Source organism: Actinokineospora enzanensis DSM 44649 (genome assembly GCF_000374445.1).
GTDB lineage: Bacteria > Actinomycetota > Actinomycetes > Mycobacteriales > Pseudonocardiaceae > Actinokineospora > Actinokineospora enzanensis.
In genome coordinates, this window is record NZ_KB894407.1 from 245,469 (window position 1) to 271,866 (window position 26,398).

The window sequence follows — 26,398 nt, forward strand, 5'->3', positions numbered from 1 at the left end:
AACAGAGGGAGTCGCCTGTGTCGGCGGTGAGCAGCTACACCCGGGACTACGTCGACTCCTGCCGCGCCCGGGTGGATGCCCACGTGGAGACCTACCGCGCGCTGGCCGGGTCCGGTTCGGGCCCGGTGTTCACGGCCGCAGTGGCCGCGTTCGAGCCGGTGTTCTTCAACAACCTGGTGCTGGTCCTGGAGCAGTCGTTCGTGCACCGGCTGCGCGACAAGGAGCTCGGCGACGGCAACCCGCTCAACGAGGTGCGCCTGCTGGCCGCGTCGTTGCTGGGCAACGACGGCAGGCTGGTCAGCGACCCGGGGATCCGGATGAACCCGGCGCGGTCGGTGTTGAAGTACCAGGTGGGCGACGAGATCGCGGTCCGCGAGGCGGCGTTCCAGGAGCTGGCCGCGGCCTTCTTCGCCGATCTGGAACGCAAGTACAGTGTCTAATTCCTCCCACCACCCGCCCCCTCATCCCCACCCGGCATCGTTCCCGGCTTGGCAGTTGGATCGTCCGTCTGGGTGCGGGAAGGTCGAGGGACGTGGTGTGGTGGTTGGCTGTCGCGCTTTCGTGATGAGGCGTAGGTGCTGTGGTTGTAGGTGTCGCTTGCTCGCGCGTGCCTGCCGGGCATCGTTCCCGGCCTGGCGGTCGGATCGCCCGTCTGGGTGCGGGGTGGTGGTGGGGCGTGGTGTGGTGTTCGGCTGGCGCGGTGTGGTGGCGGGACGTGGCGTCGTGATCGATCGGGCGGGCGGTCAGCGCTTGTCGGCGCGGTCGCCGAGGAGTCGTTCCAGTTGTTGTTCGGCCCACCGGTCCTCCTCGATCTCCCTGGCGTTGGAGCCGATGCCCACGGCCAGCAGGGACACCGCGGTGACCACGCCGAGGACCATGGCCAGCGGCCCGAAGAACGAGTAGGCCTCGACCCCGCCGACCGGGGTGGGCTGCCCGTTGAGCGCGTTCACGACCATGGCGGCCATGCCGGTGTAGTGCATGCCGTTGACCGCCACCCCCATGATCAGTGCGGCGGCCACGGTCGCGAGCACCCCGCGCACGTTCAGCGCCGCCCACAGCGCCGCGGTGGCCGCGACGACCGCGATCACCACCGACAGCACCACCAGCGGCACGTCGTAGTCGACCTCGGCGCTCATCCGCATCGCGGAGATGCCCAGGTAGTGCATGGACGCCACGCCGAGGCCGGTGACCGGCCCGGCGACCAGCAGCCGCTGCCAGCCCGCCGAGCCGCGCGAGACCACGGTCAGGCCGAGCCACACGATGCCGACCGCGACGACCAGGCTGACCAGGGTGCGGAGCAGGTCGTAGCGGATGGCCGTGCCGTCCACCGAGAAGCCCATCATGGCCACGAAGTGCATGACCCAGATGCCGGTGCCGCCGATGGACACCGCGCCGAGCGCCAGCCACCGCCGCCGCGGCCACCCGTGCTGGGCGCGGGCGCGCTGCATGCTCAGCAGGCCGAGCGCGCAGCCCAGGCAGGAGATCAGGTAGGACAGCGCGGGCGTGACGGCGCCGACGGAGAAGTGGTGTACGTGGTTCATGGCCCATCCGCGGTCGTCCCTCGACAGTCGAGGGACCTTGCCCGGCAGCAGATCACGCCGGGTGCCCCCGGGCCAATGCCGCGGCGTGAGAGATGAGTCGCACTCGTTTCTCCTTGTCCGGCACGGTGAACAGCGGTTATGGGGAGATCTTTACCTTGCGCGCGCCGGATCGTGTGCGCAGAGTGACCGGTGGCGCGGCTCGCCTTTTTTGATCCGCCGGGCGGGCGGAGTGTGATTTCACCGGATTCGACAGTGTCGAACTGGTGATTTCCCGGAGATTTCCGGAAACGGGTCGTCGATACCGACCGTGCCCACCTCGGATTGTCGGATGCGCACTTGTTGATGGTTCCCGGCGTTGTCCGCGGCGGATTCCGGCCGGCCTTCCCGGTGCGGCTCCGGTCGTCCCGACGTGGGCGGACAGGCCGCGTGTCAAAATCTGTTTGCCTGTTGGCAACGTGGAACGGCACTGCTAGCGTTCGCGGCGCCCGTCGGACGCGCGGCCCTCGGAAAAGCGATCCGACCGGTGAGGAGAACGCCACCCGGCGCGCGTTGCCTCGATTCTCTAAATGTTGTCACGGTGCGTCGGGAGTGGCCGCCGGGCGCTGTTTCCCGGCCGGTTCGGAAAGGAGGACGCGAGGTGCGCGTACCCGCTGCCCGGACTCTCGCGCTGGTGACGACGCTCGGCCTGGTGCTCGGCACCACCGCGGCCGCCGCGACGCTGCGCGGCCTGGCCGACCCGCTGCCGGACGGACCACAGGTGCGCCTGTGCGCGGCGCACCGGGCCAGGCCATCGCTCGTCCCCGGCCCGCCGGTCGCCCGACCGAAGCCGCCGCCCCCGGCCACCGGCACCACCCGCGTGCCGTCCCGCTCCTGACCGGTGGGTCGCACCACCAGGCAGGCGGGCCCGCGCGCCCGCCTCGGATGCAACGCGGCCACACGGATCCCCCGTCCTCCCGGCGTGATCGTCAGATGGCTCGGGGCGGCGGCGACCGCCGTCCTGCTCGCGGGCTGCGGCACCCCGCCCGCCCTGGCGAGCCCGCCCGAGGGACTCGTCCTGCGCCTGGACGAGTACCACGGCCCGGTGGCGGTTCCCGGCCGTGTCGAGCTGCCCCGGTACGCCCTCTACGGCGACGGCACCCTGGTCGCGGCCGTCCCGGGTCCGGTGCTCACCGCCCGCGTCTACCACCTGACCCCGGGCGCGGTGACCCGCCTCTACCAGCGTGCCCTGGTCGCGGGCCTGGGCACGCCGCGCCGGATCGACGCCGACGGCGTGCTGGACGCCTCGGTCTGGGTGGTCACGGTGGGCCGCATGACCGGACCGGCGCGCACGACCATCGCCGCGCCCGACCCGACCGCGGGCGACCAGGGCGGCAGCGCGGCCCGAGGCGCCGACCTCGACCCGGGGTCGCTGGGCGACCGCGACCTCACCGCGCCACCCGCGTCGTACGAGCCCACCCGCTACGCGGTGATCGCGGCGGCCACCTCCGCCCCCGCGACGCGCGGCTGGCCGCTGCGGCCGCTGACCCCGGGCGTCGAGGTCTTCGACGCCGAATGCGAGGTCTACGCCGCCGCGGACATCGCCAAGCTGGGACCGCTGCCGGAGGCCGGATCGGTGTGGAGCACCGGCGGCCAGTCCTACCGGGTGCTGGTCCGGCCCATGCTGCCGGACGAACGGGACTGCGCGGAGCTCAACCGCTACCTGCCCTGACCCAGCACGGTCTTGGTCTCCAGCAGGAAGTCCGCCAGCTCGCCGTCGTGCGGCAGGATCGGGTGGAAGGCCGTGGTGGGCCGGTCGACGTGCACGTTCCGGATCGACGGCTCGCGGGCGCAGCGGTCGACCAGGTCCGGGTCGTCCAGACACAGCCCGAGCACCAGCGTGTCCCGCAACGACTCGACCGTCCCGTCCCACCGTCGCACCCACACGCAGGGGAACGGGACCTCGGTGGGATCGCCTTCGCGGAGCACGGTGGGGTGCAGGACCGCGCTGCCGTCGCCGAGATCCGTGCAGACCTCGGCGCCCAGCCGGGCCGCGTGCCAGCGGGCCTCGGCCAGCGGGAGTCGCGGGAGATCGGCGCGGGGGAGTGCGCGCAGGCGGGCGGCGAGGGCGTCGGCGAGGTCGTCCGGGTCGGCGTCCACGAGGATCGTGGTGGTGTTGAGGCACTGCACGCCGCCGTCGGCGCTGACGGAGTCCACCAGCAGGTCGAGGCGGGACTCCCAGTCGGGGCCGACGAGGATCTTGGCGCGGCCCGGTCCGTAGACCTTGACCGTGCGGCTGTCGCGGTGCCGGGCCACGGTGTCGTCGTCGCCGTAGATCAGGGCGAGGTCGGCGGCGGTGACCAGCCGGTCGGCGGTGTCGTGCGTGGTGGGCAGCAGCACGGCGTGCGTCTCGGGCAGGCCCGCCAGGTGCAGGGCGCGCACCAGCCGGGCCGGGGTCAGCGGGTCGCGTGTGGACGGTCGAACGAGCACGCGGTAGCCGAGCGCGACGGCGATCAGCCATTCCACGTGCGGGAGCGGGTGGTTGCCCGGCGCCAGCACGGCGAGCAACCGTCCTCTCGGGACACGCCGGGTGTCCGGTCCGGTCGGGCGTGCGGCGGGTGGGGTGAACTCGCCCAGCACGCGCAGAGCCCGCCGGGCCGCGTGGACCGGGACACCGGTGAGGTCCGCGTGCAGGCGGGTGTAGTCCGCGGGCGAAAGACTGTCCACAGTGGTCTCCGCGAACAGCTTTCCTGCCGTGGAAACCAGTTCTGCCGCGTTGGGGACGTCCGGGGCCGCGCGCATGGCGCGGGCGACACGGCCCACGAGCAGGGCGGGCGCCAGGCCCAGGTCGATCGCGGCCGCGCCGGTGACGGCGGGGATCACGATCCGGTCGAGCGAGCGATGCCCCGCCGCGCCCGGCCGAATCGGGTCGATGTCGACCGGCACCTCAGTACACGCCCTCACGCACCGGCTCGCCCGCCCGAGGCAGTGGACGCACGTCGGCCAACCCGTCCACCCTGCTTGGTTGACCCATCCCGCCCACCCTGCTTGTTCCACCCATCCCACCCGCCCTGCTTGTTCCACCCATCCCGCCCACCCTGCTTGTTCCACCCATCCCACCCGCCCTGTCCGACCCGGTGGCCGACACCGGCGCGATCCGGAGCGCGGTGTCGCGTTCGACCATGTTGGGCAGGAACAGGTCGAGCGTGATGTGGTGCAGCCGGACCTGTCCGCGTTCGCCGTACCCGACGGGCGCGCCGGTGTCGGGGTCGATCAGCTCGATCAGGCTGTGCGGGTGGAACGGTCGGAACACGCAGCCGTGCTCGTCCCCGGGAACGCGCGGGCGCTGCGGCGCCACACCCATTATCGTGTTGCCGTAGATGCCGACCAGCCGGATGCCCGGGAACACCTCGGTCTCCAGCAGCCGCAGCGTCTCCGGGGTGGCCGAGGTGCCGGACCAGACGATGGTGTGCACGCTCGCGCCGACCCGTGCGAGAAGGTCCGGCCGGTCGGCGAGCGCGACCAGGATCGGCGGCGTCGCCCACAGCACGCCGGGTGCCTGCCCGGCCAGCACCCAGGCCGCCTGGTCGAGGATGTGCGCCAGGTACGGGTCCAGCTGCCCCGGCTGGGCCCGTTTGACCCAGCGCGGGTCGAAGTCGACGGTGAGGCAGGCGCCGCCGCGCAGCGCGGCCGTCATGGCGAACAGGTGCCCGGCCACGTGCGGCCCGGTCGGTCCCAGGTAGAGCCAGTGCCCGCCCGGCACACCGTGCTCGTCCAACCGGGCCGACAGCCAGTGCGCGCTGCGCCGCCAGAAAGTGAGGTCCACGATCCGTTTGGGCGGGCCGGTGGTGCCGCCGCTCTCGAACACGAGCGGCGGTCCTTCGGTCGCGCGGAGTCCGGCGGGGACCATGTCGTCCACCCGGGCCGTGCGCAGCCGGGCGCTGACATCGGGGAAACGGACCAGGTCGGCCGCCCCGGCGATGTCGGCACGCGGGTCGAATCCCAGCGATGGCGCCAGGTCCAGCCAGAACCGGGACCCGGTCGTCGGGTCGAAATGCCACCGCAGCGCCGCCCGCACGAGGGCGTCGGCGTCCGGAGGGGACTCCCATGGACCATCCAGCACCGTGCGCGGATCCACCTAGTCGATCCGCCCGAGCAGCCAGTTGCCGGGTGCCTCCGGGTCCTCGCTGAAGTAGTAGTCGAGCACCGCCCGCGCCATTTCGGCGCGCGTGACATATCCGTCGCCGTCGCGGTCGAGCCTGCGGAAGGATTCGGCGGCGTCGCCCGAGGAGATGCGCATCAGGGCGGTGTACCACTTGATGTGCCCGTCCTCGTCGATGCGCCCGTCGCCATCGCCGTCGGCGATCGCGAGCAGCGAGTCGATGAACGGCTGGTAGTTCGCCAGGAACGTGTCGCGGTCGCGCAGTATCCGTTCTGCGAACACCGCCTTGTACTCGGCCAGGTCGATCCGGCCATTCCCGTCCACGGCCGCCGCCGCGGTCAGCCCGTGCCAGAGCCCGTCCAGGGTCGCGCGCAGCGACACCGCCCGCGGATCGGCCGTGTCCAGGCCGAACATCGCGTTCACCCGGTGCGCGGCGCGCTCGAAGTCGCGCTGCTCCAGTCGCCCGTCGCCGTCCAGGTCGTAGGTGCGGAACCGTCGGTCCAACTTCTTGTCCAGGAATTCCGATACCGCCACGGCAGTCTCCCACTCCGCTATCCGTAAACCGTTTCGACGATATTTCCCGCCGGTTGGCCTGGAATTGGTCGAACCTGCGTCGACAACGTATCGACGGCCCACGCCGCACGCAAGGGGAGATTGTCTTACTACCCGAACAGGTCAGCGGACCACCCTTCTGGACGAGGTCTGTGGCGAAAGTCGGCAACGGCTGGCGATCGGTGGCCGGAATTCGCCAGGAATTCCCGGGGAACCGGTGTCCGGTGTCGACCGTCCACCGGGCGCGCGGGTCCACACGGGTCGCTCGACCGTCCTGATTGGACGATCGAGCCACCCGGGGACCGCGGCGGACCGACGTGATCGGACGCCTGTTCCGACCGCGTGCTCCGACTAGGCGTGCGTCAGGACCGGCTTGTCCGGCTTGCCCTTCCCCGACTCACCCGGCCTGCCCGGCTTGCCCTTGTCCGGCTTTCCGTGTTTCTCCGTGACCTTCCCCTCGGTCGTGCCCGGCTCGCCATCGCAGGCCTGCTGGGCGGCCAGGAACTCGGGGCTCATCGGGTCGATGCCCTGGTCCGAGTCGATCCGGATGCCGCCGTCCGGCTGGGGATCGGGGAACGCGGCGATCCCGTGCTCGCGCATGCACCGCACGAGCTCCCAGGCCTTCTCCAGCGCTCCCGGGCCCGGCTCGTCCTTCGGCAGACCACCGCCGCACGCCTGCTCGGCCGCGTCGATGGTGGCCTTGTCCGCGCCCTGGATCCGGACCTGGATGCGGCCGTCCTCGATATCGGCCTCGATGTCGATGCCGTGATCGCGCATGCACTGCACATACGCCCGCATCCCTGCCTCGTCCCACTTCCCGGGCGCGCCCGCCGCCTGGACACCCGCCACGACCGCCCCCTGGCCGGTCGTGCGCGCCGGTGCGTGCCGGGCCGCGTCCGCCTGGGTGGCGCTGCCCGCCACCGCGACCAGGACGGCCGCCCCGATGATGATCTTCCTTCGCATTCCGCTCCCTCCGGCCGCCGGGATCGTCCCGGCGTCGGCACGCAGTACAGCGGGTGCAGGATTTCGCGGGCGTCGCCGAAAACGTTGACGCCCAGGAAACATGCCCGCCCGCCACCATGGACGCATGCGGATCCTGGTGGTGGAGGACGAGCCGCTGCTGGCCGACGCGGTGGCCCGGTGGCTGCGCGGGGACGCGCACGCGGTGGACGTCGCGCACGACGGCGCCGCCGCGCTGGAGCGGCTGGGCGTGCACGACTACGACGTGGTGGTCCTCGACCGCGATCTGCCGGTGGTGCACGGCGACGACGTGTGCCGGGCGGTGGTGGACGCGGAGTCGACCACCCGGGTGCTGATGCTCACCGCGGCCGCCGAGATCGACGACCGGGTGTCCGGCCTGGTCCTGGGCGCCGACGACTACCTGCCCAAACCGTTCGCGTTCGCCGAGCTGGCCGCCAGGGTGGTGGCGCTGGGCCGCCGGGCCCGGCCCGCCGCACCGCCGGTGCTGCGCCGCGCGGGCATCCGGCTGGACCCGCACCGGCGGGAGGTGTTCCGGGACGGCCGGTACGTCCCGCTGTCCCGCAAGGAGTTCGCCGTGCTGGTGGAGCTGCTGCGGGCCGACGGCGCGGCGGTGTCCGCGGAGCTGCTGCTGGAGAAGGCGTGGGACGAGCACGCCGACCCGTTCACCAACGCCGTGCGGATGACCGTGCTGAAGCTGCGCCGCAAGCTCGGCGACCCGCCGATCGTGCTGACCGAGCCAGGAGTGGGGTACCGCATCCCGTGAGACGCCCGTCCCGACTGACCATCCGCGCCCGCCTGACCCTGGTCCACGGCGGGCTGTTCCTGGCCGCGGGTGTGGTGGTGATCGCGCTGACCTACGCCCTGGTCGCGCAGGCCCTGCCGGTGGCCGACCGTGTCATCTCCACCCGGATGAAGGAGGGCGGCCTGTTCGGCGAGCCCGCGCAGGTGTACGGGCAGCTCGCCCAGGTCGCCGACAGCACCAGGGACGACGCGCTGACCGCCATGCTCACCCAGGGCGCCGTCGCGCTGGTGCTGGTGGGAGCGGTGGCCGTGGCACTGGGCTGGCTGCTGGCGGGCCGCATGCTGCAACCGCTGCATCGGGTCACCGACACCGCCCGCCGGATCGCCCAGGTCGCCGACCGGGGCCTGCACGAGCGGATCGCGCTGGCCGGTCCGCGCGACGAGATCAAGGAGCTGGCCGACACGTTCGACGCCATGCTCGCCCACCTGGACAGCGCCTTCGACGGCCAGCGCCGGTTCATCGCCAACGCCTCGCACGAGCTGCGCACGCCGCTGACGCTCAACCGCGCGCTGCTGGAGGTGGCCGTGCACCGCGAGCCCGCCGCACCGGGCGTGCGTGAGCTGGGCCTGACCCTGCTGGAGATCAACGCCCGGCACGAGCGGCTGGTCGAGGGCCTGCTGCTGCTCGCCCGCGCCGACCGGGCCCCGCTCGAACGGTCCTATGTGGACATCGCGGACATCGTCGAGCACGTGGCCGACCGGACCCCGGCGGCCGCGGTCACCCTGCGGGTGGTCGCGCGGGAGGCGCCGACCAGCGGGAGCGCCGTGCTGCTGGAACGGGTCGTGCAGAACCTGGTGGACAACGGGATCCGGCACAACGTCCCGACCGACGGCTGGGTCAGCGTGACGACCGGGACCGAGGCCGGTCGGGCGGTGCTGACCGTGGCCAACACCGGCCCGGTGGTGCCGCCGTACGAGATCCCGGCCCTGTTCGAGCCCTTCCGCAGGCTGGCCGCCGACCGGCTGGCCACCGGCGGCGCCGGTCTCGGCCTGTCCATCGTGCTGGCCGTGACCAGGGCGCACGGCGGCGACGTGCGCGCGGTGCCGCGGCCGGGGGGCGGGCTGGTGGTGACGGTCGCGCTGCCCGCTACCGCTTCTCCGCCATCGACTCGACCAGGCTCGTTGGCCGCATGTCCGTCCAGTTCTCGTTGACGTAGTCGAGGCAGGCCTGTCGCGTGTCCTCCCCGTGCGCGACGGTCCACCCGCCGGGCACCTCGGTGAACGCGGGCCACAGCGAGTGCTGCCCCTCGGCGTTCACCAGTACGAGGAACCGACCGTCTGGGTCGTCGAACGGGTTGCTCACGGCTCGGCTCCTCACGGTGGACGGCCCTGTCGGCGGCCGGGGCCCCAAGTCTGGCCGGACGCGGAGGGTGTCGGCAAGGTCGCGCACGGTTCTCCCACCTTCGTCGGCCGTCGCGGACCGACTTTCGCTGGTGGTGGGCGGTAGGCGGATATGCGTGACTGGAGCCACACACCAGGGGGAACTGTGTTGAACAACGTCGTTCTGGAAGATACGTCCACGGATACCTGTCACCTCCGCTTCACCGCCGCCGACCTCGCGACGGTCCGCGTGGTGCCGAGCCTGGGCCGCGCGCCGGAGACCGCGCTCGCCCTTGAGCTCCTCGCCCGCACCCGCTGCCGCACCGGCTTCGAGGCCTGGCAGCGCGCCGTGCACGGCGCCCTGACCGACCGGTCGCCCGGCCTGCTGCGAGAGATGCTCACCATCGGCCGCCAGCGGGCCACCATCGACGCCCTGCTGTCCGGGGGGCTGACGGACTCGCGGGTCGTGACGGTGGTCCGGGAGTTCCACGAGGTCGCCGTCGCGCCGTACTGGGCCGGGTTGATGGCCGAGATGGAGACCGAGCGCGACACCCGGTGCCGGGTGCTGCCGACCGGGGGACTGGCCGGGATGCTGGAGTCGCTGCACCCCCGGATGGAGTGGTGCAGCCCGGACCTGGCGGTGCCGTGCTCCCGGGCCTCGGTGGACCTGGACGGTCGGGGCATCCTCGTGGCACCGTCACCGTTCCTGACCGGGACGCCCCGGGTGATCGTGCCGGTGCGCGCGGACCGGCCGGTGGCCCTGGTGTACCCGGTCACCCTCGACCGGGCCCTGCTCGGCGGGATCTGGTCCGGGGGGACGGCGGAACAGCGGTCCCTGGGGCCGTTGCTGGGGCGGACCCGGGCCGCCGTCCTCGCCGCGTTGACCGACACCCGCGCCTCGGTGGAGCTCAGCCGCGCCCTGGACATCTCGTCCGCGGCGGTGTCGCAGCACACGTCGATCCTGCGGGCGGCCGGATTGATCTCGTCCCAGCGCACGGTCAACGCGCTGCTGCATACGTTGACGCCATTGGGGGCGGCGTTGTTGCGGGGCAGTGCCCGGGGTTAGGCCATCGGTATCCGGTGGTGGATCGTTGCCGATCACCGACTGTTCCGGCGGTCATCCGGGTGATTATCGACCCGACCGGCCCGGTGTCGGGATCGTCGAGACGTTCGGCCGAATGTTCGTTTGTCGGGTCGTTGTTGCGCTGAGTGCCGGTTCGGCTCGCCCATCGGGGGGAATGCCGGTTGGGCGGGGTGGTGGGACTGTTGTGGAAGAAGGTGTTTCAGGTAATCATGTCGCCGGGAACCCGATGTCCGCGGGCGTCGGTCCTGTCGCGCGTCTCCGGGTGACGTGCGGCCTTCCCGGCGACAACGGCGTCCCCGGGAACCGTGACCGGCGCTCGCGCTTCGTCCACAAGGGACACCGCGGGCCTCGGGCGGTGGATCCGTGCCGGTGACGCGAATGCCCGAGCGCGTTGGTCGTGGCCTGAGACCTGGAGCTGTGCGGTGGATGTGTCCCGTGATCTCGTGTCGAGCGAGTTGCGCAGGCAGTGGGCCGTTCGCGGGCTCAGCGCCGGTCTAGGGGTGTATCGGCTGTTCGCGGAGCGGGTGGCGGAACGGCCGGACGCGTGCGCGGTGGTCGAGGACGACGAGGTCCTGACCTATGCCGAGCTGGACGCGCGGGTGCGCGCGACGGCGGTAGGGCTGTCGGCGCTGGGTGTCCGGCCGGGGGAGGTCGTGGCGACCGCGTTGCCCAATGGCGTGGCGGCGTGCGTCGCGGAGTTGGCCATCGCGGCCGCGGGAGCTGTCGCGCTGCCGTTCCTGGTCGAGAAGTCGGCCCAGGAAGGACGGGGTGTGCTGCGCAAGGCGCGGGCGGTGGTTCTGTTGACCATGCCCGAGTCGGTGCCTGCCCACGCCGCATTGGGAATATTCCGACATGTTCTGGGCGCGCTGCCGCAGGGGGACCCGTCGGCGTTCCACCCCGCCGAGGTACGGCCGGACGGACCGGCGCGGATCCTGGTGGCCGACGGGCAGCGGCTGGTCTTCTGCTCGCACAACGCCCTCACGCGTGGGCGCGGCGCGTACATGGCGAGGTTGGCGCCGGAGGGCGACGAGCTGCGGGTGTTGTTCCTGCTGCCGTTGGCGTCGCCGTTCGGGGGCAACGGGATCGCGGTCACGATCGCGCGGCACGGCGGGAGTCTGCTGTTGTCCCGCTGCGGGAGCGCGCGGGGGCTGGTGGAACGGCATCGGCCGACGCATCTGGTGGCATCCAGGGAGATGTTCCGGGAGCTGCTCGCCGTCGGCGCGGACCTGGCCGCCGTACGGGTGATCACGCCCGGGTCCGCGCAGGTCGACGCGCCCGCGGCGGCGAACTGCGACGCGGTGCTCGACGGGTACGGGACGGGGTTGCCGCTGCCGCGGAAGGCACTGATCCCGTTGGAGGCGGCGGAAACCGCGCGGCCGTAGACTGCGCCATTCGGGCGAGCAGGGGCCCGGCCGATATACCGTTCGGGGACCGCGAGGACAGGTCAGGTGCTCGGCGCCAGGTCGGCCACCAGATCCTCGAACAGCGTCCGCGCGCGGAGTTCCCGGTCACCGCCCGCCGCCAGGTCCGCGCGGTTCGGCAGTACCGCGGTCAGGCCCCAGCCACGGCCCCTGGCCCAGGTCGCGTCGTCGACCTGGAGCAGTTCCCGCAGCCGGAGCCGCGCGGGCCCGTCGAGCCAGCTCCACGCGGCGATGCCGATGTCGCAGGCGGGATCGCCGACCGCGAGCGTGCCGAAGTCGATCACCGCATCGAGCCGCCCGTCGGCGGCGAGGAGATTGCCCGCGGCCGGGTCACCGTGCACCCACACCGGCGGGCCGTCGAGTACCGGCGCCGCCAACGCCGACTCGTACACCGCGGTGGCCGCGTCGGCGTCGATCAGGTCGGCCCGGTCGGCGATCCGCGCCCGGATCCAGCTCTCGACGAGCGGCGAGTCCCGTTCGTCGGCGATCGCGCAGCCGCGGAAGCCGTTGTCCCAGCGCGGAGGTGGGCCGTCGGTGGTGTCGATCGACCACAGCGCGGTCAGGAAGGCGGCCAGGTCCGCCGCCATGAGCATCGGGTCGAGATCCTCGCGACGCGCGCGATCGCCCGGCAGCCAACGGTAGACCGACCACGGGAACGGGTATTCGGCCGTGGGCTCGCCCTGGGCCAGCGGCTGCGGGATGGTGAACGGCAGGTGTGGGGCCAGCGCGGGCAACCACCGCTGCTCGCAATGGACCTGGCCCACCCAGCGCTCGAACCGGGGCAGGCGCACCGACATCCCGGACCCGAGCCGATAGGTGGCGTTGTCCACACCGGGTTTGGCGACGGGGGTGACCGGAAGGTCCGCCCACGCGGGGAAGGAGTCCGCGACGAGCCGCGACACCACCCCGACATTGATCGTGACCTCGGTGGACGACATGTCGCCTGCGGACACCGGCACCCTCCTGGCGGCTCGGGACTGCTGCTCGGACTGGCACCGAGGTTGGCAGACACCCGCCAGGAGGGTCAAACGCGTTTACCGGGCCCGTTCCCGGCGGGGTGCGCCCGCCGGGAACGAGCCGGGAGATCAGTTGAAGGAGACCGGGATGTCCCCCGCGACACCCCACTGCCTGGACCACTGCGCGCCGCTCACGCTGTCCTTGATGTACCAGTACCCGTTGGACGGGCGGAAGACCGCGTAGTCCGCGCGGCCGTCGTCGTTGAAGTCGCCGGAGACCGGGATGTCGCCTGCCACGCCCCACTGGGTGGCGGTGGCCGTGCTGGTCGCGCTGTTCTTCACGTACCAGGTCCCGTTGCTGGGCCGGTAGACCACGTAGTCCGCCCGGCCGTCACCGGTGAAGTCGCCCTTGACCGGGATGTCGCCTGCCACGCCCCACTGGGTCGCGGTGGCCGCGCTGGTCACGCTGTTGCGTACGTACCAGGTGCCGTTGGACGGGCGCCATACCACGTAGTCCGCGTGCCGGTCGCCGGTGAAGTCCTCGGCCACCGGCACATCGCCCGCGACTCCCCACCCGCTGGTCGCGGTGCCCCCGTTCGCGGGGTCGAGCACGTACCAGGTGCCGTTGCTGGGCCGGAAGACCACGTAGTCGGAGCGGCCGTCGGCGGTGAAGTCGGCCGGGTCCGGGATGTCGCCCGCGACGCCCCAGCCGGTCGCGGAAGTGGCGCCGTTGACCCGGTTGTCGACATACCAGGTGCCGTTGCCGGGCCGCCAGACCGTGTAGTCGGAGCGGCCGTCGCCGGTGAAGTCGCCTGGGACCGGCACGTCGCCCGCGACGCCCCAGGCGACACTGCTGGTGGTGGTCCCGTTGTTGCGGTACCAGACGCCGTTGCTCGGTCGCCAGACCACGTAGTCGTTCTGCACCACGGTGGGACCGGGTATCGCCGCGCCCGACGGGACGGAGCCGAGCGCCACCACCCCCACCGTCAGGACCAACGCGCCGATGCCCGAGATGGATCTCAGTCTTCTCATTGCTCGCTCTCCGGTGCTCGCGAAGTGTCCGGTACTCCGGAACCAGGCGAACATAGGACGGCCCGTTCCCGTTTGGACAGCGAGGAAACCCGCTCCCACACCACCGTGACGGGCGAACCGCTCGTCTTCCGCAGTGCCGTCACTCTGGGTCTGTCCGCGTACCCGGCACTCGGGTGGCGTACGCGTGCCTGCGGACCACGACGATCCGCGCGCGGCCTGGTTGATCCTCAGTGGACGGACAGGAGACCGGTGACGACATCGGACAGCCCCTGGTCCTGGTCGTGCGTGGCGGGCCACCGCGCGCACAACTCGGCCAGCCGGGGATGGATGTCCGGGTCCACCTCGGTGTCGGTCCGGCGCGGATGGCCGCACAGACGACCCGCTGTGTGGCACCAGATGACCCGATAGGCGTGGATCGCCCGCTCCGGAGCCAGTCCGCGGGCGATCGCCGCGTCCAGGATGTCCTCCACGACCCACCGCGCCGACGGGGTCACCAGGTCGTCGGCGGTGAGTACCCCGGCCGCCGCAGGCCAGTCCACCAGCACCGCGTGCAGGGTCCGCGCGGCGGCAGGCAGCCGGGCGCGCGGCTCCGCCGGGTGCCGCGGGCGGGGGAAGGCGCGGGCGTGCTCGTCGAGCAGGAGCAGCAGCAGCTCGTCCTTGTCCCGCACGTGGTAGCGGGCCATCGGTGTGGAGTCGAGCTTCCTGGCCGGCTTGCGCATCGACAATCCGGCGACGCCGTCGGCGCGGACGATCGTCATCGCCGCCGCCACGATGGCGGACACGGACAGTCGTGCCGGGCGTCCGACCCTGCTCGCCATCGCGGTTCTCCCGTCCTCCGTCCGGCGGCACGCCGATGCCGCCGAACGGATGGTCCGGCGTCGGCCGCGTCGGGCGTCATCCCCAGTGCGGAGGTCCGGATCGACCCCCAGATCGATCCGGACCGTGACCGGCCCGCCGAAACGGTACCGATCAGTTCCGTCATCGAGACGGTACTGATCGGTACCGATCATCGTCAAGCCGCGTATCCTCACCCCGTGCCGACCCAAGCCCGCGAACGCCTCCTCCGCGCGGCCGAGGAGCTCTTCTACGCCGAGGGCATCCGGGCCGTCGGCGTCGAACGGCTGCTGACCGTGTCCGGCGTCGGCCGGGCCTCGTTCTACCGGCACTTCGATGGCAAGGACGACCTGGTCGTCGCCACCATCCGCAGCTACAGCGCGCACCGCCTGGCCTGGCTGCGCGAGGCCGTGGCCGCCGCCGACGGCGACCCGCTGGCCGCCTTCGACGCGCTGGCGGCGAGCTTCGGCGCCCCCGACTACCGGGGCTGTGCCTCGATCAACGCGATGGTGGAGGCGGCCGACCCGGCCAGCGCGGCGCACCTCGCGGCGGCCGACCACAAGATCGCCCTGACGACCTTCCTGCGCGACCGGCTGACCGCGCGCGGCCACACCGACCCGGGGCTGGCGGAGAAGCTCGTCCTGCTGCTCGACGGCGCCACCGTCACCGCCCTGCGCGAACGCTCCGCCCGGCCCGCCCGGCAGGCGCGCGAGCTGGCCGAGCTGATGCTGGCCCGCGCCTGATCGGCAGCGCACCTGATCAGCTGGTCACCGACAGCGACGCGCCCGGTCGGCGGTACCGGGTGGTCCGCGGTCCGGTGATCAGCACACCGATGCCCCGGCTCGGCGGCGGATGTTCCGGCCGGACCCGGCTCCGGACGAAACACCACGCTCCGTATCCGCGATGTCACCGGCATGCGGAGGCGGGAACGGTGACCGGTGCGGGCGTGATCACGGTCGCCGCGGTCGACGACCACGACACCTTCCTCGAAGGCGTCCGGTCCGTCGTGTCCCAGCAGGACGACATGACGTTCGCGCACGCCCACCCGTCGATCGCCGCGTGGGTCGCCGCCGGGCGGCCGCGCGCGGACGTCACGCTGCTGGATGTCCAGCTGCCCGGCGAGATGGACGTGGCGGCGAACGTGACGGCGTTGCTCGCGGCGGGTTCGAAGGTCGCCCTGCACACCCACGAGGTCCGGGTCGGGCTGCTGGGCATGGGCCTGGCGGCCGGGGCGACCGGGGTCGTGCTCAAGGGCGACCCGTCCCACCGGGTGGTGGAGGCGGTGCGCGCGATCGCGGCGGGGGAGACCTACCACTCCAGCACCACCGCGCTCGTGCTGTCGTCCGACCCCAGGGCGCACCTGAAGTTCGCGCCGCGCGAGCTGGAGACGCTCCGCCTGATCGCCAAGGGGCTGCCCCGCGCGTCGGTGGCCCGCCGTCTCAACATCACCACCGCGACCATCCGCACCTACCTCGACCGCGCCGCCGCCCGCTACGCGGAGATCGGCGTCTCGCTGTCCGGGGCCATGGCGCTGACTGCCGAGATGGAACGCAACGGCTACATCGTGGACGACGACGACCCGGGCGATCCCGCCCGGTGACCACACGCGGCACCCACACGCAGGCCGTCGAACTCGGGATGCAGCGCGCGTTCGCGTTGATGAGCCTGGTGTTCGTCGGGATCACCGCCGTCCAGCTCGTGCCCAAGACCGATGTCTACGCCCCGGCCGTGCTGGTCACCAGCGGCGTGTTCCTGCTCTTCCTCGTCGTGCTCGTGGTCCGGTCCTGGACCGCCCGCCTCAGCCCGCTCGACGGGATCGCGGGCACCGTGGTGGCGGTGGGCTGCCAGCTCGCCCACCTCGTCCCGGCCGAGTCCGTCGCGCCCGCCGCGACCAGGGCGAATCTCAGCACGGTCGGGGTGATCCTGGTCGCGGGCTTCAACCAGGGCTTCGGCCGGGTGTTGCTGCTGGCCGCGGTGCTGGCGTCGACGTTCGTGGTGAACGTGCGGATCGACGGCTGGGGCGCCGGGCCGCAGGACATGTGGATCGTTCTCGGTTCCGCGTTCGCCGTGTACTTCCTCGCGCCCTACCTGCGGGAGGCGGGTGGGCGGGCCGATCTGGCGCGCGGACGGTTGCACCGGGACCGCGTGCGTGCGGCCGAGGACGAGGCGCGCCGGACCGCGCACCGGCAGTTCCGGCGGGTGCTGCACGACGATATCGCCGCCGCGCTGCGGGCGGTGGCCACCCCGGACATCGACCAGGGCCGGGTCCGGGCCGAGGCCGCGCGGGCCATCGAGCACGCCGAGACCATGCCGGAACCGCCGACGGGGGAGCCGGTCGAGCTGTGGCCCGCCGTGCTCGCGCACACCGACGGCACCGGCGTCCGCGTGCGACACATCCAACTCGACCGGGTGCTCGTGCCGCCCGACGTGGCGGAGAGCATCGGCCTGGCCGTGCGCGAGCTCCTGTCCAACACCGCCCGGCACGCCCGCGTGGCCGAGGCCGACGTCGAGCTGCGCGCCCGGGACGGCGGATTCGTCCTGCGCGTCAAGGACAAGGGGATCGGGTTCCGGCCCGCGCTGGTGCGCCGGTCGGCGCGCGGGCTGCGGGACTCGGTCGTGGCCAGGGTCGTCGAGGCGGGTGGCTCGGCGGTGATCGAGTCCCGGCCGGGTCGGGGGACCACGGTGCTGCTGTCGTGGGCACCGGCCGCGGCCGCCGGTCCGTCCCGTTGGGAGACGCGCCGGGACCGGGCGCTGCGGGCCGCCGTCGCCGACATCCGCGTGCCCGTCCGGTCGGTGTGCCTGCCGCTGCTCGCGAGCCTGTTCATCCCGGCCGTGCACAACCTCGGCGCGAGCCCGGCGATGCCCTGGCTGCTGTCGTGGCTCGGGCTGCTGGTGCTGGGGACCATCGCGCTCACCGAACTGGCGCGCGAACCCGTGAACGCCGTGGTCGGGTGGGTGACCGCGGGCGTGCTGGCGGGGAGCGCGGTCGGGACGCAGCTCGCCCTGCCCGCCGACAGCCTGTACACCTACGTGTCCTGGCCGATCGGCGCGATCAGCCCGGTACTGGCCCTGCTGGCGGCGATCCGGCCGTGGTGGGAGTCGGCCGCGGCGCTGGCGGTGGCCGAGATCAGCCTGGGCACATTGGTCCTGACCGGTCACTTCACCGTCACGCACGTGGTGGACGCGGTGCCCGCGGCCGTCTCACCGGCGATCGGCGTGGTGATGGGCCTGGGCATCTCGGTGACCATCGCGCGATACGGCGCGATCGTGCTGCGGCTGGACGAGCGGCGGGCGGCGCTGGCAGGCCGGGTGGCGGCGCGGGCGAGCAGACAGGCCACGCACACCGCGCGGCTGGCCGAGATCGGCCGGGAGATCCTGCCTTTCCTGCGCGAGGTCGCCCGCGCCCGCGCGGCGGGCGCCGGGCAACGGGACCGCGCGCGGGAGCTGGAGCACATCGCCCGCGACGAGATGCACATCCCGGGCGTGCTCGACGACACCGCGCGGGCGGCGCTGAGCCGGGCCCGCCGGTCCGGGTGCCTGATCACCACCCAGGCCGACCTGGACACGATCGAGCCGCCGCCGGTGGTCGGGGCCGTGCTCACCACCGCACTGTCCACACCGGACGCCCCGGCCCAGGTCGTGCTCACGGTGTCCGCCCGCGACGAGACCGACCTGGTCAGCCTGGTCTGCGTACCCGGCGACCCGGTCCGCGCGGCCGCGCTGGCCGCGGCGTTCCCGGCGCACGCCGAGCTCAGCGACGACCCCGACGCCACCCTGCTCGACCTGGTCGTCCAGCGCGACGGGTGACCGTGTCGCCAACTGTGGTGACGCCAACACTGGTGGCAGCGGACGGATGGCGTGGTGACCGAGGATTCTCCTGGGCGGATCTCCCGCCGCGGCACGATATCCGAGGTACGTCATGAGAATCCGAAATCGCCCGAGGGGCCGTTCCGTCGTCCACAGCCTGCCCGTCGGACCCGCTGTCGCCACCGGGTGGACGTCATGACCGGTGGGCTGTCGAGGGCCGTGGCCACGTTGCTGATCGGCGTCGCCGGGGCGGCGATCGAGTGCGCGTCGGAGTTCGCGGGCGGCGCGGTGCCGACCTGGGGCATGGCCGACCCGGCCGCGCGGCCGACCGGCGACCAGGCGCGACGGGAGGCGCGGCGCGCGGTCCTGGTGCGGAACGTCGAGCGCCTGCAGGCCGAGCTGGACCGCGCGGACACTCCCACGACGATGCCGCGCCAGGTCGATATCGGGACGCGCGATCCCCATGCGCGCCCTCGGACCGGACCGGGCCTTTCCGCGTCGCGCATCGGTCTGGCCGCGTTGAGCCTGGCCGTGCGCCGGGACCTGCTCGCGCGCCCATGAACCGTGGGCGGTGCTACTCCTCGATGGCGCCGCCGACGGACCGGAGGTGCCTGCGGAAGGTGAGCCCCGGGTTGCCCGATCGGGCAGCCAGGTAGCCGGGGAAGTCCACCTGGGCACGCAGGTTGTCGCCCGCGCGGATGCGGTCGGCCTGGGCGCGTTCGACGTCGCGGATCTTCTCGGCGAGGTCGAACAGGGCCGCGGCCTGGTCGGCCGGGAGGAACACGGCACCGTCGTCGTCGGCGAGGACCAGGTCGGCGTCGGTGACGGTCCACGGTCCGACGGTGGCCGCGGCGAGGGCGTCGGGGGCGCGGTCCTCGGGCACCAGCGGACCGGTGGGGATGGCGCCGAGGCTGAACACCGGTAGGCCGATGGCGTGGATGTCGGCGGTGTCCCGGTGCAGACCCCAGATCACCACACCCGCCAGCCCGGCGTCGGCGGCCTCCAACACGACCAGGTCGCCGACACAGGCGTGGTCGAGGCGGCCGCCGTTGTCGACCACCAGCACGTCACCGGGGTCCGCGCCGGTCATGGCCTCCAGGAACACGTCCACACTGCCCGCGTGCCGGGCGGGCAGCACCCGGCCGACCAGCCGGTCCCCGGGCGTCACGGCCCGCACCGACACGGTGCGCACCTCGACCCCGGCGCGCACGCAGGCGTCCGTGAGGTGGGCGGTGGTCAGGGTGGCGAACCGCTGCGCCAGGTCCGCGGTCGACTCGGTGGTCATGCCCCCATCCTGGCAGGCATCCCCCCGACCCGAACCCCGGCCCGCGCCGTCAAGAACCCGCCCGCGGGCAGGCCGCCCCTGTGGACAACTCCGTGCCTCGCCGCACCGACCCCCGATAGGATGGAAGCCGGGGGTCCCCCGGGTGGTTGTCCACGGGGCGGGGGATTCATCCCCAGGCGCGCACCCGGGGCTTGACGGACCACTGGCGCGGCAGGCGTCGGAGTGTCGCCGGTGGCCTGCGGTCGGGATGGGGATCTCGCCGACCGTTCCCGCCGGTGTCCGGTCGCGACCACGGCGAACCGATTCCCGGCCGAGGTGGACCGACCGATGGTCGGCGGCCGCGCGGACCGAGCCGGGGTGATCCCGGCGAGCGCACCGGGCGGCAAGGCGCGCGGTGCTCCACCGGCGGGGCGCGTTCCCGCCGACGGCCTTGCGCATCTCTTGGTCCAGACCACTGGTGATATGGTCCAGACGATTTCCGCTGGTCTGGACCATGCCCGGCCGCTGTTCAGTCCACTATGGACAAGCCGGGACGGGCTCCGGGGCGACGGGTGGCGTGCCCGCGGTCGTAGGCGGCGTTGGCGCGGGAGATCTCGTGCCAGTGGCCTTCCGACCAGTCGCGCAGGCGGTCGATGAGGTCGACGAGGTCGTGGCCGAGCGGGGACAGCCGGTACTCCACCCGGGTCGGGTCGCTGAGCGGGCCGAGGACGAAGCCGTCGCGTTGCAGCGAGCGCAGGGCGTCGATCAGGACTTTGTGGCTGATGCCCGGCACACTGCGGCGCAGCTCGTTGAAGCGGGTGTTGCCATGGTCGATCGCCTCCACGATGGCCACGCCCCAACGGGTCGAGAGCGTGCCCAACACGTGGCCGATGGGGGATGACTCATCGGTGGTCTCGGTGCGCAGCGTCCCCCGACGGTGTTGTCCCATGGCGATCCCCTTCTCCGACCCGGCCCGTGCCCACGCGAGGCACACCGGTCGACCGCCCGGGGGAGCCGGTCGGACAGGCTCCTCTGGTCCGCGTGCCGCGCTCCCCGGGCGACCGTCGGACGCGGAAATGATACCCAGCGGCCGGTCGGTCCGCCCAGGACGCCCGGTGTCGAAACGGGCAACGCGGCTGCCCGATGTACTCGCATGTACACAGAAGACCCAGGGAGATCGGGGTGTGGTCGGCGCCACGGTGCGCCGTGCTTGATCCACTGGGAACCTGGAAGTACCTACGCACCTTGAAGTTCCTACTTCCCCGACGGGTGCGGTTCATGTCAGCGTTGGTCCCGCAGGGGCGCTGCCGCGCGCTCCCGGACCGGTGGCGGTCCCACCAGGACGCCATGCCGTCGGAACGTCCATTCCGGACCCCAGCCAGCACCGCGAAGTGAGTCATATGTCCAGTGAGTCGCCCCTGTTCCCCGCCGCCTCGCCGCTGCCCTACCGCAGCGCGGACGCCGACACCTACCAGGCGCCCGCGCAGCTGCGCGACCTGGCCAAGACGGTGCCGCTGCGGGTGCTGTCCGCCGAGGACTTCGCGCACTGGCAGACCTACGGCTACGTCGTGGTGCGCGAGGCCATCCCGGCCGAGTCGGCGCGCAAGCTGCTCGACTTCGCCTGGGAGTTCCAGGGTCTCGACCCGCACGACCCCGGCACCTGGTACCCGGAGCGGGAGTACCGTTCCGACCTCGACCGCGACCTGCACGTCTACGGGTTCGTCGAGGCCTACCAGCACCAGCTCATCTGGGACAGCCGCCAGGCCCAGCGGGTTTACGACGCGTTCGTGGACGTCTGGGACTGCGCCGAACTCTGGGTCACGCTCGATCGGCTCAACCTCAATCCGCCGAACGTCGGAAACCGGTCGCGCGAGCTGATCGCGCCGACCGAGCGCGGGTTCGACATCGACCTGCACTGGGACGTCGACACCACGCTGGCCGACCCGCCGCAGCGCGTGCAGGGCATCATCGCGCTCAACGACACCGAGCCCGAGCTGGGCGGTTTCCAGTGCTGTCCCGAGCTGTTCCGCCGCTTCGACGAGTGGAAGAGCACCCAGCCCGAGGACCGCGACCCGATCCGCCCACGCGTCGACCGCGCCGAGTACCCGGTCATCCGGCCCCGGCTGTACGCCGGTGACCTGCTGATCTGGAACGGGATGGTGGCGCACGGCGTGGCGCCCAACACCTCCGCCGACGGCGTGCGCGCCGTGCAGTACCTGGCGATGATGCCCGCCCTGGAGGCGCACGAGGAACTGCGCCGCTCGCGCGTCGAGTCCTGGCGCACGCTGAGCACGCCCACCTGGAACGCCACCCTGCTCGGCGACGCGGCCCGCCCCGAGGCCGACCGCTACGGCCCGGCCGGGCTGACCGAGCTGGGTGAGAAGCTGCTGGGACTGCGGTCCTGGAACGACGCCGGGGAGGCCTGAGTGCGTGCCGTCTGCCTGACCCTGCCGACGAACCGCGAGTGCGCCGCGACGATCACCGCGCTGGTCGCCGAGGCCGCCTACGCCGTCGAGAAGTTCGACGTTCGAGTCGATCTCCTGATCCTGGACTCCTGCGGTGCGGCCGAGTTCACCGCGCACGCCGAGGCCGCGGCCGCGGCGAACGCGCTGCCGAACGTGGCCGTGCACCACCCCGACGAGGCGCGGCAACGGGAACTGCTGCGCGAGATCATCGCCCGCTCCGGAATCGACCGGCCGGAGTACGTGCTCGACCTGATGCTGCCCGAGCGCCTGTCCTACGGCGCGTGCACCAACCGCGCGTTCCTCATCGCCGCCGCGCTCGGCTGCCGGTCCGTGCACCGCCGCGACTCCGACAGCCGCTACCAGGAGTTCGACGGCGAGCCGGTGTTCCCCATCCACCACGAGCTCGCCGCCATCGGTCTGCGCGCCCGCGAGGTGACCGAGGTGACCGAGACCGCGCTGGACCCGGCGCACGGCGACAAGCCGGTGGTGCTGGTGGGCGCGTCGTTCATCGGCGACCTGTCGGTGGACATCGCCGAGATCCGCGAGCTCGACCCCGACGCGTACTACGAGATCGTCAGCCAGTGGGCCAACGGAACCACCACCGAGGCGGAGAAGCGCGAGCTGGTCGAGGAGTCGTTCACCGGCGCGGGCACCGACCCGTTCACCGGCGACCACTCGGTCCTCACCCACGTCGACCCGATGCGCGTGGACATGTGCAACATCGCCTTCCACGACGTGCAGGAACTCGTCCCGCTGCTGCCCGCCACCGACACCGTCGGCAGCGACTACTTCCTGTTCCACCTGATTTACGATGCGAAGCTGCCCGGCGTCCTGCACAACCGGCACATCGTCAACTTCCACACCCCGGACCGGAAAACCGACGCCAACTTCGCGAACTACCACCTCCGGCTGGCCAAGTTCTTCCTGTCGATGCTCTACCTGCACTTCGTCTACGACCGGATGGCCGAGGCCGGGGAAACCCTTCTGGACGAACGGAACCGCGTCCGTCCGGACGCGATCGCGGCGCTCGTCCGGCAGAGCACCGAGCTGGATGTCGCGGACAACGTGCGCCGCCTGGACCACCTCGATCACGCCTACCGGGGCCTGGGCGGCAGGTATGCCCACTTCGCCGACTCCCTCGCCGCGCGGCGCGACCGGCTGCTCGACGAGGCGCGCCGGGACATGGCGGACTTCGCGCTGCTGATCGACGTGTGGGGCGCGCTGGTCGGCGCGGCCGCGCGCACGGGTGTGGGGCAGCCCGCCGGTGGCTGACGAGAACAGGCTCACCGCCGCGCTCGCGGCCGCGTCCAGCGACCGGATCGTGCTCGACCTCGCGGGGATCGAGGAGCGCTACCGGGACCTCACCGAGCGGCTGCCCGGGGTGTCGGTGCGGTTCGCGATGAAGGCGTGCCCGGTGGACGAGGTGATCGCGGGCCTCACCGCGCACGGCGCCGGGGTCGACGCGGCCAGTCCCGGGGAGATCGCCCAGGCGGTCTCGGCCGGTGTGCCGGTGCGCGACATCCACTTCGGCAACACGATCAAGTCCGACCAGGACATCGTGACGGCGCACCACCTCGGGATCCGCGACTTCGCCACCGACAGCGTGGAGGACGTCGCGGCGATCGCCCGGCACGCCCCGGGCGCGCGCGTGTTCTGCCGCCTGGCCGTGGACGGCGAGGGCGCGCTGTGGCCGTTGAGCCGCAAGTGCGGCTGCTCGGTCACCGACGCCGTGCGAGTGCTGGAGCTGGCGCGCGAGCTGGGCCTGGTGCCCGCGGGGCTGTCCATCCACATCGGCTCGCAGCAGATGACCGCCGGGGCCTGGCGGGCCGCGTTCGGTCGGCTCGCGGACGCGATCGTCGCGCTGGCCCGGCGCGGCATCGCGCTCGACCACGTCAACCTGGGTGGCGGCCTGCCCGCGCAGCACTACCTCGACCGGCGCGGCGTCGCACTGCGCCCGCCGATGGGCGAGATCTTCGAGGCGATCCGCGCGGGCACGCGGTTGTTGCGCGCCGTCGCCCCGGGGCCGCTGGACTTCGTCATGGAGCCGGGCAGGTACCTGGTGGCCGACCACGGCGCGATCCGCGCGCACGTGTCCCGGCTGACCACCCGGCAGCTGCTCGACGGCGAACGCGCGCACTGGCTGTACCTGAGCTGCGGCAAGTTCAATGGCCTCTACGAGACCGACCAACTACGCTACCGGCTGGTGTTCCCGACCCACGCTGACCTGGACGCCGTGGATATCGCAGACCCCGCGGACACCGTGCCTGCCGTGATCGCCGGGCCCACCTGCGACAGCGACGACGCGTTCGGTCAGGAGGGCGGCCTGGTGCGCGTGCCCCGCAACCTGCGGTCCGGCGACCCGGTGTGGATCCTGGCCTGCGGCGCCTACTCGGTCAGCTACCTGACCCGTGGCTTCAACGGCTTCAGCCCGCTGCCCTGCGAGGTGGTCGGCGCCCGCGAGCCCGAACCATGTCCGGCGTGACCCGGCTGCGGCACCCGCGCGACGACGACTGGGCGGAGATCGCGGCCCTGGAGGCCGGTGCTTACGGGGAGCTCGCCGAGGGCCGCGCCGAGCTGGAGTCGCGCGCGGCGATGTCGCCGTCGACCTGCTTCGTGCTCGACAGCGGCGACGGCATCGCCGCCTATGTGCTGACCCTGCCGTACCCGTTCCACGAGTTTCCGGACCTGCTGCTGCTGGAGCGGGAAACGCACCCGTCGGCGAACCTGCACCTGCACGACCTGGTGGTGGCGCCGGGGTTCCGCGGCCGCGGGCTCGGCGTGTACCTCGCCGATCGAGTGGTCCAGACCGCGCGGGAACAGGGCTACCAGCGGATCTCGCTGGTGGCCCTGGACGGCCTGGCCCCGTTCTGGGCCGCGCGCGGCTACCACCCCCTGCCGGACATCGTGGTCGACGGCTACGGTTCCGGCGCGATGTACATGTCCAGGGTGATCACCGAGCAGCCGCCGGGCACCAGCGCGACACGGAGGTCACAGTGACAAGTCCGGCCACCACCGGTCGGTTCCACCGGCAGCTGTTCGCCATCGCGGCGCTGTTCTGCCTGCTGGGCTTCCAGTATTCCACCTGGGCGTCGCGGATCCCGGACCTGGCGGAGCGGATGTCGTTGTCGCCCAGGGAGGTCGGCGTGCTGCTGCTGGCCACCGGCATCGGCGCGGCGGGCTCGTACCCGCTGGTGACCTACCTGATGCGCACGCTCGGTTCGCGCGACCTGGCGTGCCTGTCCGGTCTGGGCCTGGCCGTGGTGCTGGTCGCCCTGGACCTGACGCCGAACTTCGCCGTGACGCTGGTGGTCATGGCGGTGGACGGGGTGGTCGTGGCCTGCCTCAACGTGGCCATGAACGCCCAGGGCGCGGCACTGGAGGAACGCCACGGCCGCACCGCCATGGCCCGGCTGCACGCCACGTTCAGCGGCGGGTCGCTGGTGGCCGCGCTGCTCGCCTCCGCGATCACGACGGCCACCAGGTCGCTGTGGGTCCACTTCGGCATCGCCCTGGTGCTCGTGCTGGCGTTGGTCGCGTTCGCCCGACCCGGGCTGTCGACCGAGGACCTGGCGCCCGAGGCGAAGAAGAAGGAGAAGCGCCGCTTCACCTTGCCCGCGGCGGCGACGCTGTGGCTGGGCGCGGCGATGGTGTTCGGCACGATCACCGAGGGCGCCATGAACGACTGGTCGGCCCTGTACCTGCAGGACGTCGTGCACGCCGCGGCTTCGCTGGCGCCGATGGGGATCGCGGTCGTGTCGGCCATGATGGTGCTGGCCCGGTTGTTCGCCGATGGTTGGCGCACCCGCTTCGGTGACGCGCTCGTGGTCCGCGCGGGTGCGGCGTTGGCGGGCGTGGGACTCGGGCTGGCGCTGTCGGTCGGGGGAGTGGTGCCCGCCCTGATCGGCTTCGCCTGCGTCGGCCTGGGCATCGCGGCGGTGACCCCGTGCGTCTACGTCGCGGCGGCCCGACAGGGTCCGGACGCGCTGACGTTGGTCGCGGCGATGGGCGTCACCGGGTTGTTGGGCGGCCCGCCGGTGATCGGGTTCGTGGCGGACGCGGCCGGGCTGTCCTGGGGCATGGCTGTCGTGGCGTGCTCGGCCCTGCTGGTGTCGTTGTGCGCGTTCAGGATCCACTGGAAGTCGCCCGCCGCGGAGTCCACTCCGGAGGTGGCTCCGGTTGCGGACTAGAGGCGCGCCCCGGAA

The 26,398-nt window shown here is 72.5% G+C and carries 27 protein-coding genes; 16 read left to right on the top strand and 11 right to left on the bottom strand.

Features of this window, described 5'->3' with window-relative positions:
- Positions 1 to 17: 17 nt before the first annotated feature.
- Entirely contained in the window at positions 18 to 440 is a 423-nt protein-coding gene (locus C503_RS0109320) for a hypothetical protein (RefSeq protein ID WP_018681927.1), read from the top strand.
- A 303-nt stretch (positions 441 to 743) separates the two neighbouring features.
- Here C503_RS0109320 and C503_RS0109325 read toward each other — a convergent pair whose 3' ends face one another.
- On the bottom strand, positions 744 to 1,541 hold the full coding sequence (locus tag C503_RS0109325; RefSeq protein ID WP_018681928.1) for an MHYT domain-containing protein: 798 nt from the start codon (positions 1,539 to 1,541) through the stop codon (positions 744 to 746).
- Between the two features lie 637 nt (positions 1,542 to 2,178).
- Between C503_RS0109325 and C503_RS0109330 the strand changes: the two genes are divergently transcribed.
- Positions 2,179 to 2,415, top strand: coding sequence for a hypothetical protein (locus tag C503_RS0109330; protein ID WP_018681929.1), 237 nt, complete (start codon positions 2,179 to 2,181; stop codon positions 2,413 to 2,415).
- Positions 2,416 to 2,499: 84 nt separating this feature from the next.
- Positions 2,500 to 3,249 (top strand): hypothetical protein, encoded by a 750-nt coding sequence (locus C503_RS0109335; RefSeq protein ID WP_018681930.1) that lies wholly within the window; start codon positions 2,500 to 2,502, stop codon positions 3,247 to 3,249.
- On the opposite strand, the gene C503_RS0109340 is transcribed toward C503_RS0109335, so the two are convergent.
- The 4 genes from C503_RS0109340 to C503_RS43145 form a co-directional block, all read right to left on the bottom strand.
- Positions 3,237 to 4,481 carry an aldehyde dehydrogenase family protein gene (locus C503_RS0109340; RefSeq protein WP_026316116.1) on the bottom strand — a complete coding sequence of 415 codons (1,245 nt, stop codon included), beginning with the start codon at positions 4,479 to 4,481 and terminating at the stop codon, positions 3,237 to 3,239. The two genes, C503_RS0109335 and C503_RS0109340, sit on opposite strands and share 13 nt — an antisense overlap.
- Positions 4,465 to 5,655 carry an acyl-CoA synthetase family protein gene (locus C503_RS45790; RefSeq protein ID WP_018681932.1) on the bottom strand — a complete coding sequence of 397 codons (1,191 nt, stop codon included), beginning with the start codon at positions 5,653 to 5,655 and terminating at the stop codon, positions 4,465 to 4,467. The genes C503_RS0109340 and C503_RS45790 overlap by 17 nt, the downstream gene beginning before the upstream one ends.
- Complete coding sequence (locus tag C503_RS0109350) at positions 5,656 to 6,213, bottom strand: EF-hand domain-containing protein (protein ID WP_018681933.1); 558 nt, start codon at positions 6,211 to 6,213, stop codon at positions 5,656 to 5,658. It lies immediately after the preceding gene.
- 369 nt (positions 6,214 to 6,582) lie between these two features.
- Positions 6,583 to 7,194 carry a hypothetical protein gene (locus C503_RS43145; protein ID WP_018681934.1) on the bottom strand — a complete coding sequence of 204 codons (612 nt, stop codon included), beginning with the start codon at positions 7,192 to 7,194 and terminating at the stop codon, positions 6,583 to 6,585.
- Positions 7,195 to 7,318: 124 nt separating this feature from the next.
- Here C503_RS43145 and C503_RS0109360 point away from each other — a divergent pair, with 124 nt between their 5' ends.
- A complete protein-coding gene (locus C503_RS0109360) occupies positions 7,319 to 7,975 on the top strand; it encodes a response regulator transcription factor (protein ID WP_018681935.1) in 657 nt (218 codons plus the stop codon).
- On the top strand, positions 7,972 to 9,165 hold the full coding sequence (locus C503_RS38775; protein ID WP_018681936.1) for a sensor histidine kinase: 1,194 nt from the start codon (positions 7,972 to 7,974) through the stop codon (positions 9,163 to 9,165). The genes C503_RS0109360 and C503_RS38775 overlap by 4 nt, the downstream gene beginning before the upstream one ends.
- On the opposite strand, the gene C503_RS38780 is transcribed toward C503_RS38775, so the two are convergent.
- Positions 9,101 to 9,316, bottom strand: a complete 216-nt coding sequence (locus tag C503_RS38780; protein WP_018681937.1) for an MbtH family protein — start codon at positions 9,314 to 9,316, stop codon at positions 9,101 to 9,103. The two genes, C503_RS38775 and C503_RS38780, sit on opposite strands and share 65 nt — an antisense overlap.
- Before the next feature lie 186 nt (positions 9,317 to 9,502).
- Here C503_RS38780 and C503_RS43150 point away from each other — a divergent pair, with 186 nt between their 5' ends.
- Together C503_RS43150 and C503_RS38790 are read left to right on the top strand one after the other, a co-directional pair.
- On the top strand, positions 9,503 to 10,399 hold the full coding sequence (locus C503_RS43150; RefSeq protein WP_169514519.1) for a winged helix-turn-helix domain-containing protein: 897 nt from the start codon (positions 9,503 to 9,505) through the stop codon (positions 10,397 to 10,399).
- A gap of 461 nt (positions 10,400 to 10,860) precedes the next feature.
- Positions 10,861 to 11,799, top strand: coding sequence for an AMP-binding protein (locus C503_RS38790; RefSeq protein ID WP_169514520.1), 939 nt, complete (start codon positions 10,861 to 10,863; stop codon positions 11,797 to 11,799).
- Between the two features lie 62 nt (positions 11,800 to 11,861).
- Here the strand turns inward: C503_RS38790 and C503_RS0109380 are convergent, their stop codons facing one another.
- The 3 genes from C503_RS0109380 to C503_RS47780 form a co-directional block, all read right to left on the bottom strand.
- The gene (locus tag C503_RS0109380; protein ID WP_018681940.1) at positions 11,862 to 12,791 is read right to left on the bottom strand and encodes an aminoglycoside phosphotransferase family protein; all 930 of its coding nucleotides are present in this window, start codon (positions 12,789 to 12,791) and stop codon (positions 11,862 to 11,864) included.
- A 132-nt stretch (positions 12,792 to 12,923) separates the two neighbouring features.
- Positions 12,924 to 13,826: an FG-GAP-like repeat-containing protein gene (locus C503_RS0109385; protein ID WP_018681941.1), complete on the bottom strand. Its 903-nt coding sequence runs from the start codon at positions 13,824 to 13,826 to the stop codon at positions 12,924 to 12,926.
- A gap of 227 nt (positions 13,827 to 14,053) precedes the next feature.
- Positions 14,054 to 14,644: a TetR/AcrR family transcriptional regulator gene (locus C503_RS47780; protein WP_033400445.1), complete on the bottom strand. Its 591-nt coding sequence runs from the start codon at positions 14,642 to 14,644 to the stop codon at positions 14,054 to 14,056.
- A gap of 216 nt (positions 14,645 to 14,860) precedes the next feature.
- On the opposite strand from C503_RS47780, the gene C503_RS47785 reads away from it, so the two are divergent.
- From C503_RS47785 to C503_RS0109410, 4 genes are all read left to right on the top strand, one after another.
- A complete protein-coding gene (locus tag C503_RS47785) occupies positions 14,861 to 15,403 on the top strand; it encodes a TetR/AcrR family transcriptional regulator (RefSeq protein ID WP_018681943.1) in 543 nt (180 codons plus the stop codon).
- Positions 15,404 to 15,591: 188 nt separating this feature from the next.
- A complete protein-coding gene (locus C503_RS0109400; RefSeq protein WP_018681944.1) occupies positions 15,592 to 16,260 on the top strand; it encodes a LuxR C-terminal-related transcriptional regulator in 669 nt (222 codons plus the stop codon).
- Complete coding sequence (locus C503_RS48470; protein WP_026316118.1) at positions 16,257 to 18,467, top strand: ATP-binding protein; 2,211 nt, start codon at positions 16,257 to 16,259, stop codon at positions 18,465 to 18,467. Before C503_RS0109400 ends, C503_RS48470 begins: the two co-directional genes overlap by 4 nt.
- A 195-nt stretch (positions 18,468 to 18,662) precedes the next feature.
- Positions 18,663 to 19,028: a hypothetical protein gene (locus tag C503_RS0109410; protein ID WP_018681945.1), complete on the top strand. Its 366-nt coding sequence runs from the start codon at positions 18,663 to 18,665 to the stop codon at positions 19,026 to 19,028.
- Positions 19,029 to 19,041: 13 nt separating this feature from the next.
- On the opposite strand, the gene C503_RS0109415 is transcribed toward C503_RS0109410, so the two are convergent.
- Together C503_RS0109415 and C503_RS38800 are read right to left on the bottom strand one after the other, a co-directional pair.
- Positions 19,042 to 19,752, bottom strand: a complete 711-nt coding sequence (locus tag C503_RS0109415; RefSeq protein WP_018681946.1) for an RraA family protein — start codon at positions 19,750 to 19,752, stop codon at positions 19,042 to 19,044.
- Positions 19,753 to 20,260: 508 nt separating this feature from the next.
- The gene (locus C503_RS38800) at positions 20,261 to 20,680 is read right to left on the bottom strand and encodes a winged helix-turn-helix transcriptional regulator (RefSeq protein ID WP_063710786.1); all 420 of its coding nucleotides are present in this window, start codon (positions 20,678 to 20,680) and stop codon (positions 20,261 to 20,263) included.
- Positions 20,681 to 21,131: 451 nt separating this feature from the next.
- Here C503_RS38800 and C503_RS0109425 point away from each other — a divergent pair, with 451 nt between their 5' ends.
- Genes C503_RS0109425 through C503_RS0109445 form a run of 5 tightly spaced genes read left to right on the top strand, consistent with a single transcriptional unit; the run spans position 21,132 to position 26,383 of the window.
- Positions 21,132 to 22,157: a phytanoyl-CoA dioxygenase family protein gene (locus C503_RS0109425; protein ID WP_018681948.1), complete on the top strand. Its 1,026-nt coding sequence runs from the start codon at positions 21,132 to 21,134 to the stop codon at positions 22,155 to 22,157.
- Positions 22,158 to 23,468: a DUF6271 family protein gene (locus C503_RS0109430; protein WP_018681949.1), complete on the top strand. Its 1,311-nt coding sequence runs from the start codon at positions 22,158 to 22,160 to the stop codon at positions 23,466 to 23,468.
- Positions 23,461 to 24,678, top strand: a complete 1,218-nt coding sequence (locus C503_RS0109435; protein WP_026316119.1) for a type III PLP-dependent enzyme domain-containing protein — start codon at positions 23,461 to 23,463, stop codon at positions 24,676 to 24,678. Before C503_RS0109430 ends, C503_RS0109435 begins: the two co-directional genes overlap by 8 nt.
- Entirely contained in the window at positions 24,675 to 25,193 is a 519-nt protein-coding gene (locus C503_RS47795) for a GNAT family N-acetyltransferase (protein WP_245572436.1), read from the top strand. The genes C503_RS0109435 and C503_RS47795 overlap by 4 nt, the downstream gene beginning before the upstream one ends.
- Entirely contained in the window at positions 25,190 to 26,383 is a 1,194-nt protein-coding gene (locus tag C503_RS0109445) for an MFS transporter (RefSeq protein WP_018681952.1), read from the top strand. Before C503_RS47795 ends, C503_RS0109445 begins: the two co-directional genes overlap by 4 nt.
- The last annotated feature ends 15 nt before the right edge of the window (positions 26,384 to 26,398 follow it).

Coding starts and splice junctions, on each gene's coding strand:
- C503_RS0109325 (WP_018681928.1), bottom strand. CDS start 1,541: ATGAACCACGTACACCACTTCTCCGTCGGCGCCGTCACGCCCGCGCTG.
- C503_RS43145 (WP_018681934.1), bottom strand. CDS start 7,194: ATGCGAAGGAAGATCATCATCGGGGCGGCCGTCCTGGTCGCGGTGGCG.
- C503_RS0109360 (WP_018681935.1), top strand. CDS start 7,319: ATGCGGATCCTGGTGGTGGAGGACGAGCCGCTGCTGGCCGACGCGGTG.
- C503_RS0109385 (WP_018681941.1), bottom strand. CDS start 13,826: ATGAGAAGACTGAGATCCATCTCGGGCATCGGCGCGTTGGTCCTGACG.
- C503_RS47780 (WP_033400445.1), bottom strand. CDS start 14,644: ATGGCGAGCAGGGTCGGACGCCCGGCACGACTGTCCGTGTCCGCCATC.
- C503_RS0109410 (WP_018681945.1), top strand. CDS start 18,663: ATGACCGGTGGGCTGTCGAGGGCCGTGGCCACGTTGCTGATCGGCGTC.
- C503_RS0109415 (WP_018681946.1), bottom strand. CDS start 19,752: ATGACCACCGAGTCGACCGCGGACCTGGCGCAGCGGTTCGCCACCCTG.
- C503_RS38800 (WP_063710786.1), bottom strand. CDS start 20,680: ATGGGACAACACCGTCGGGGGACGCTGCGCACCGAGACCACCGATGAG.
- C503_RS0109425 (WP_018681948.1), top strand. CDS start 21,132: ATGTCCAGTGAGTCGCCCCTGTTCCCCGCCGCCTCGCCGCTGCCCTAC.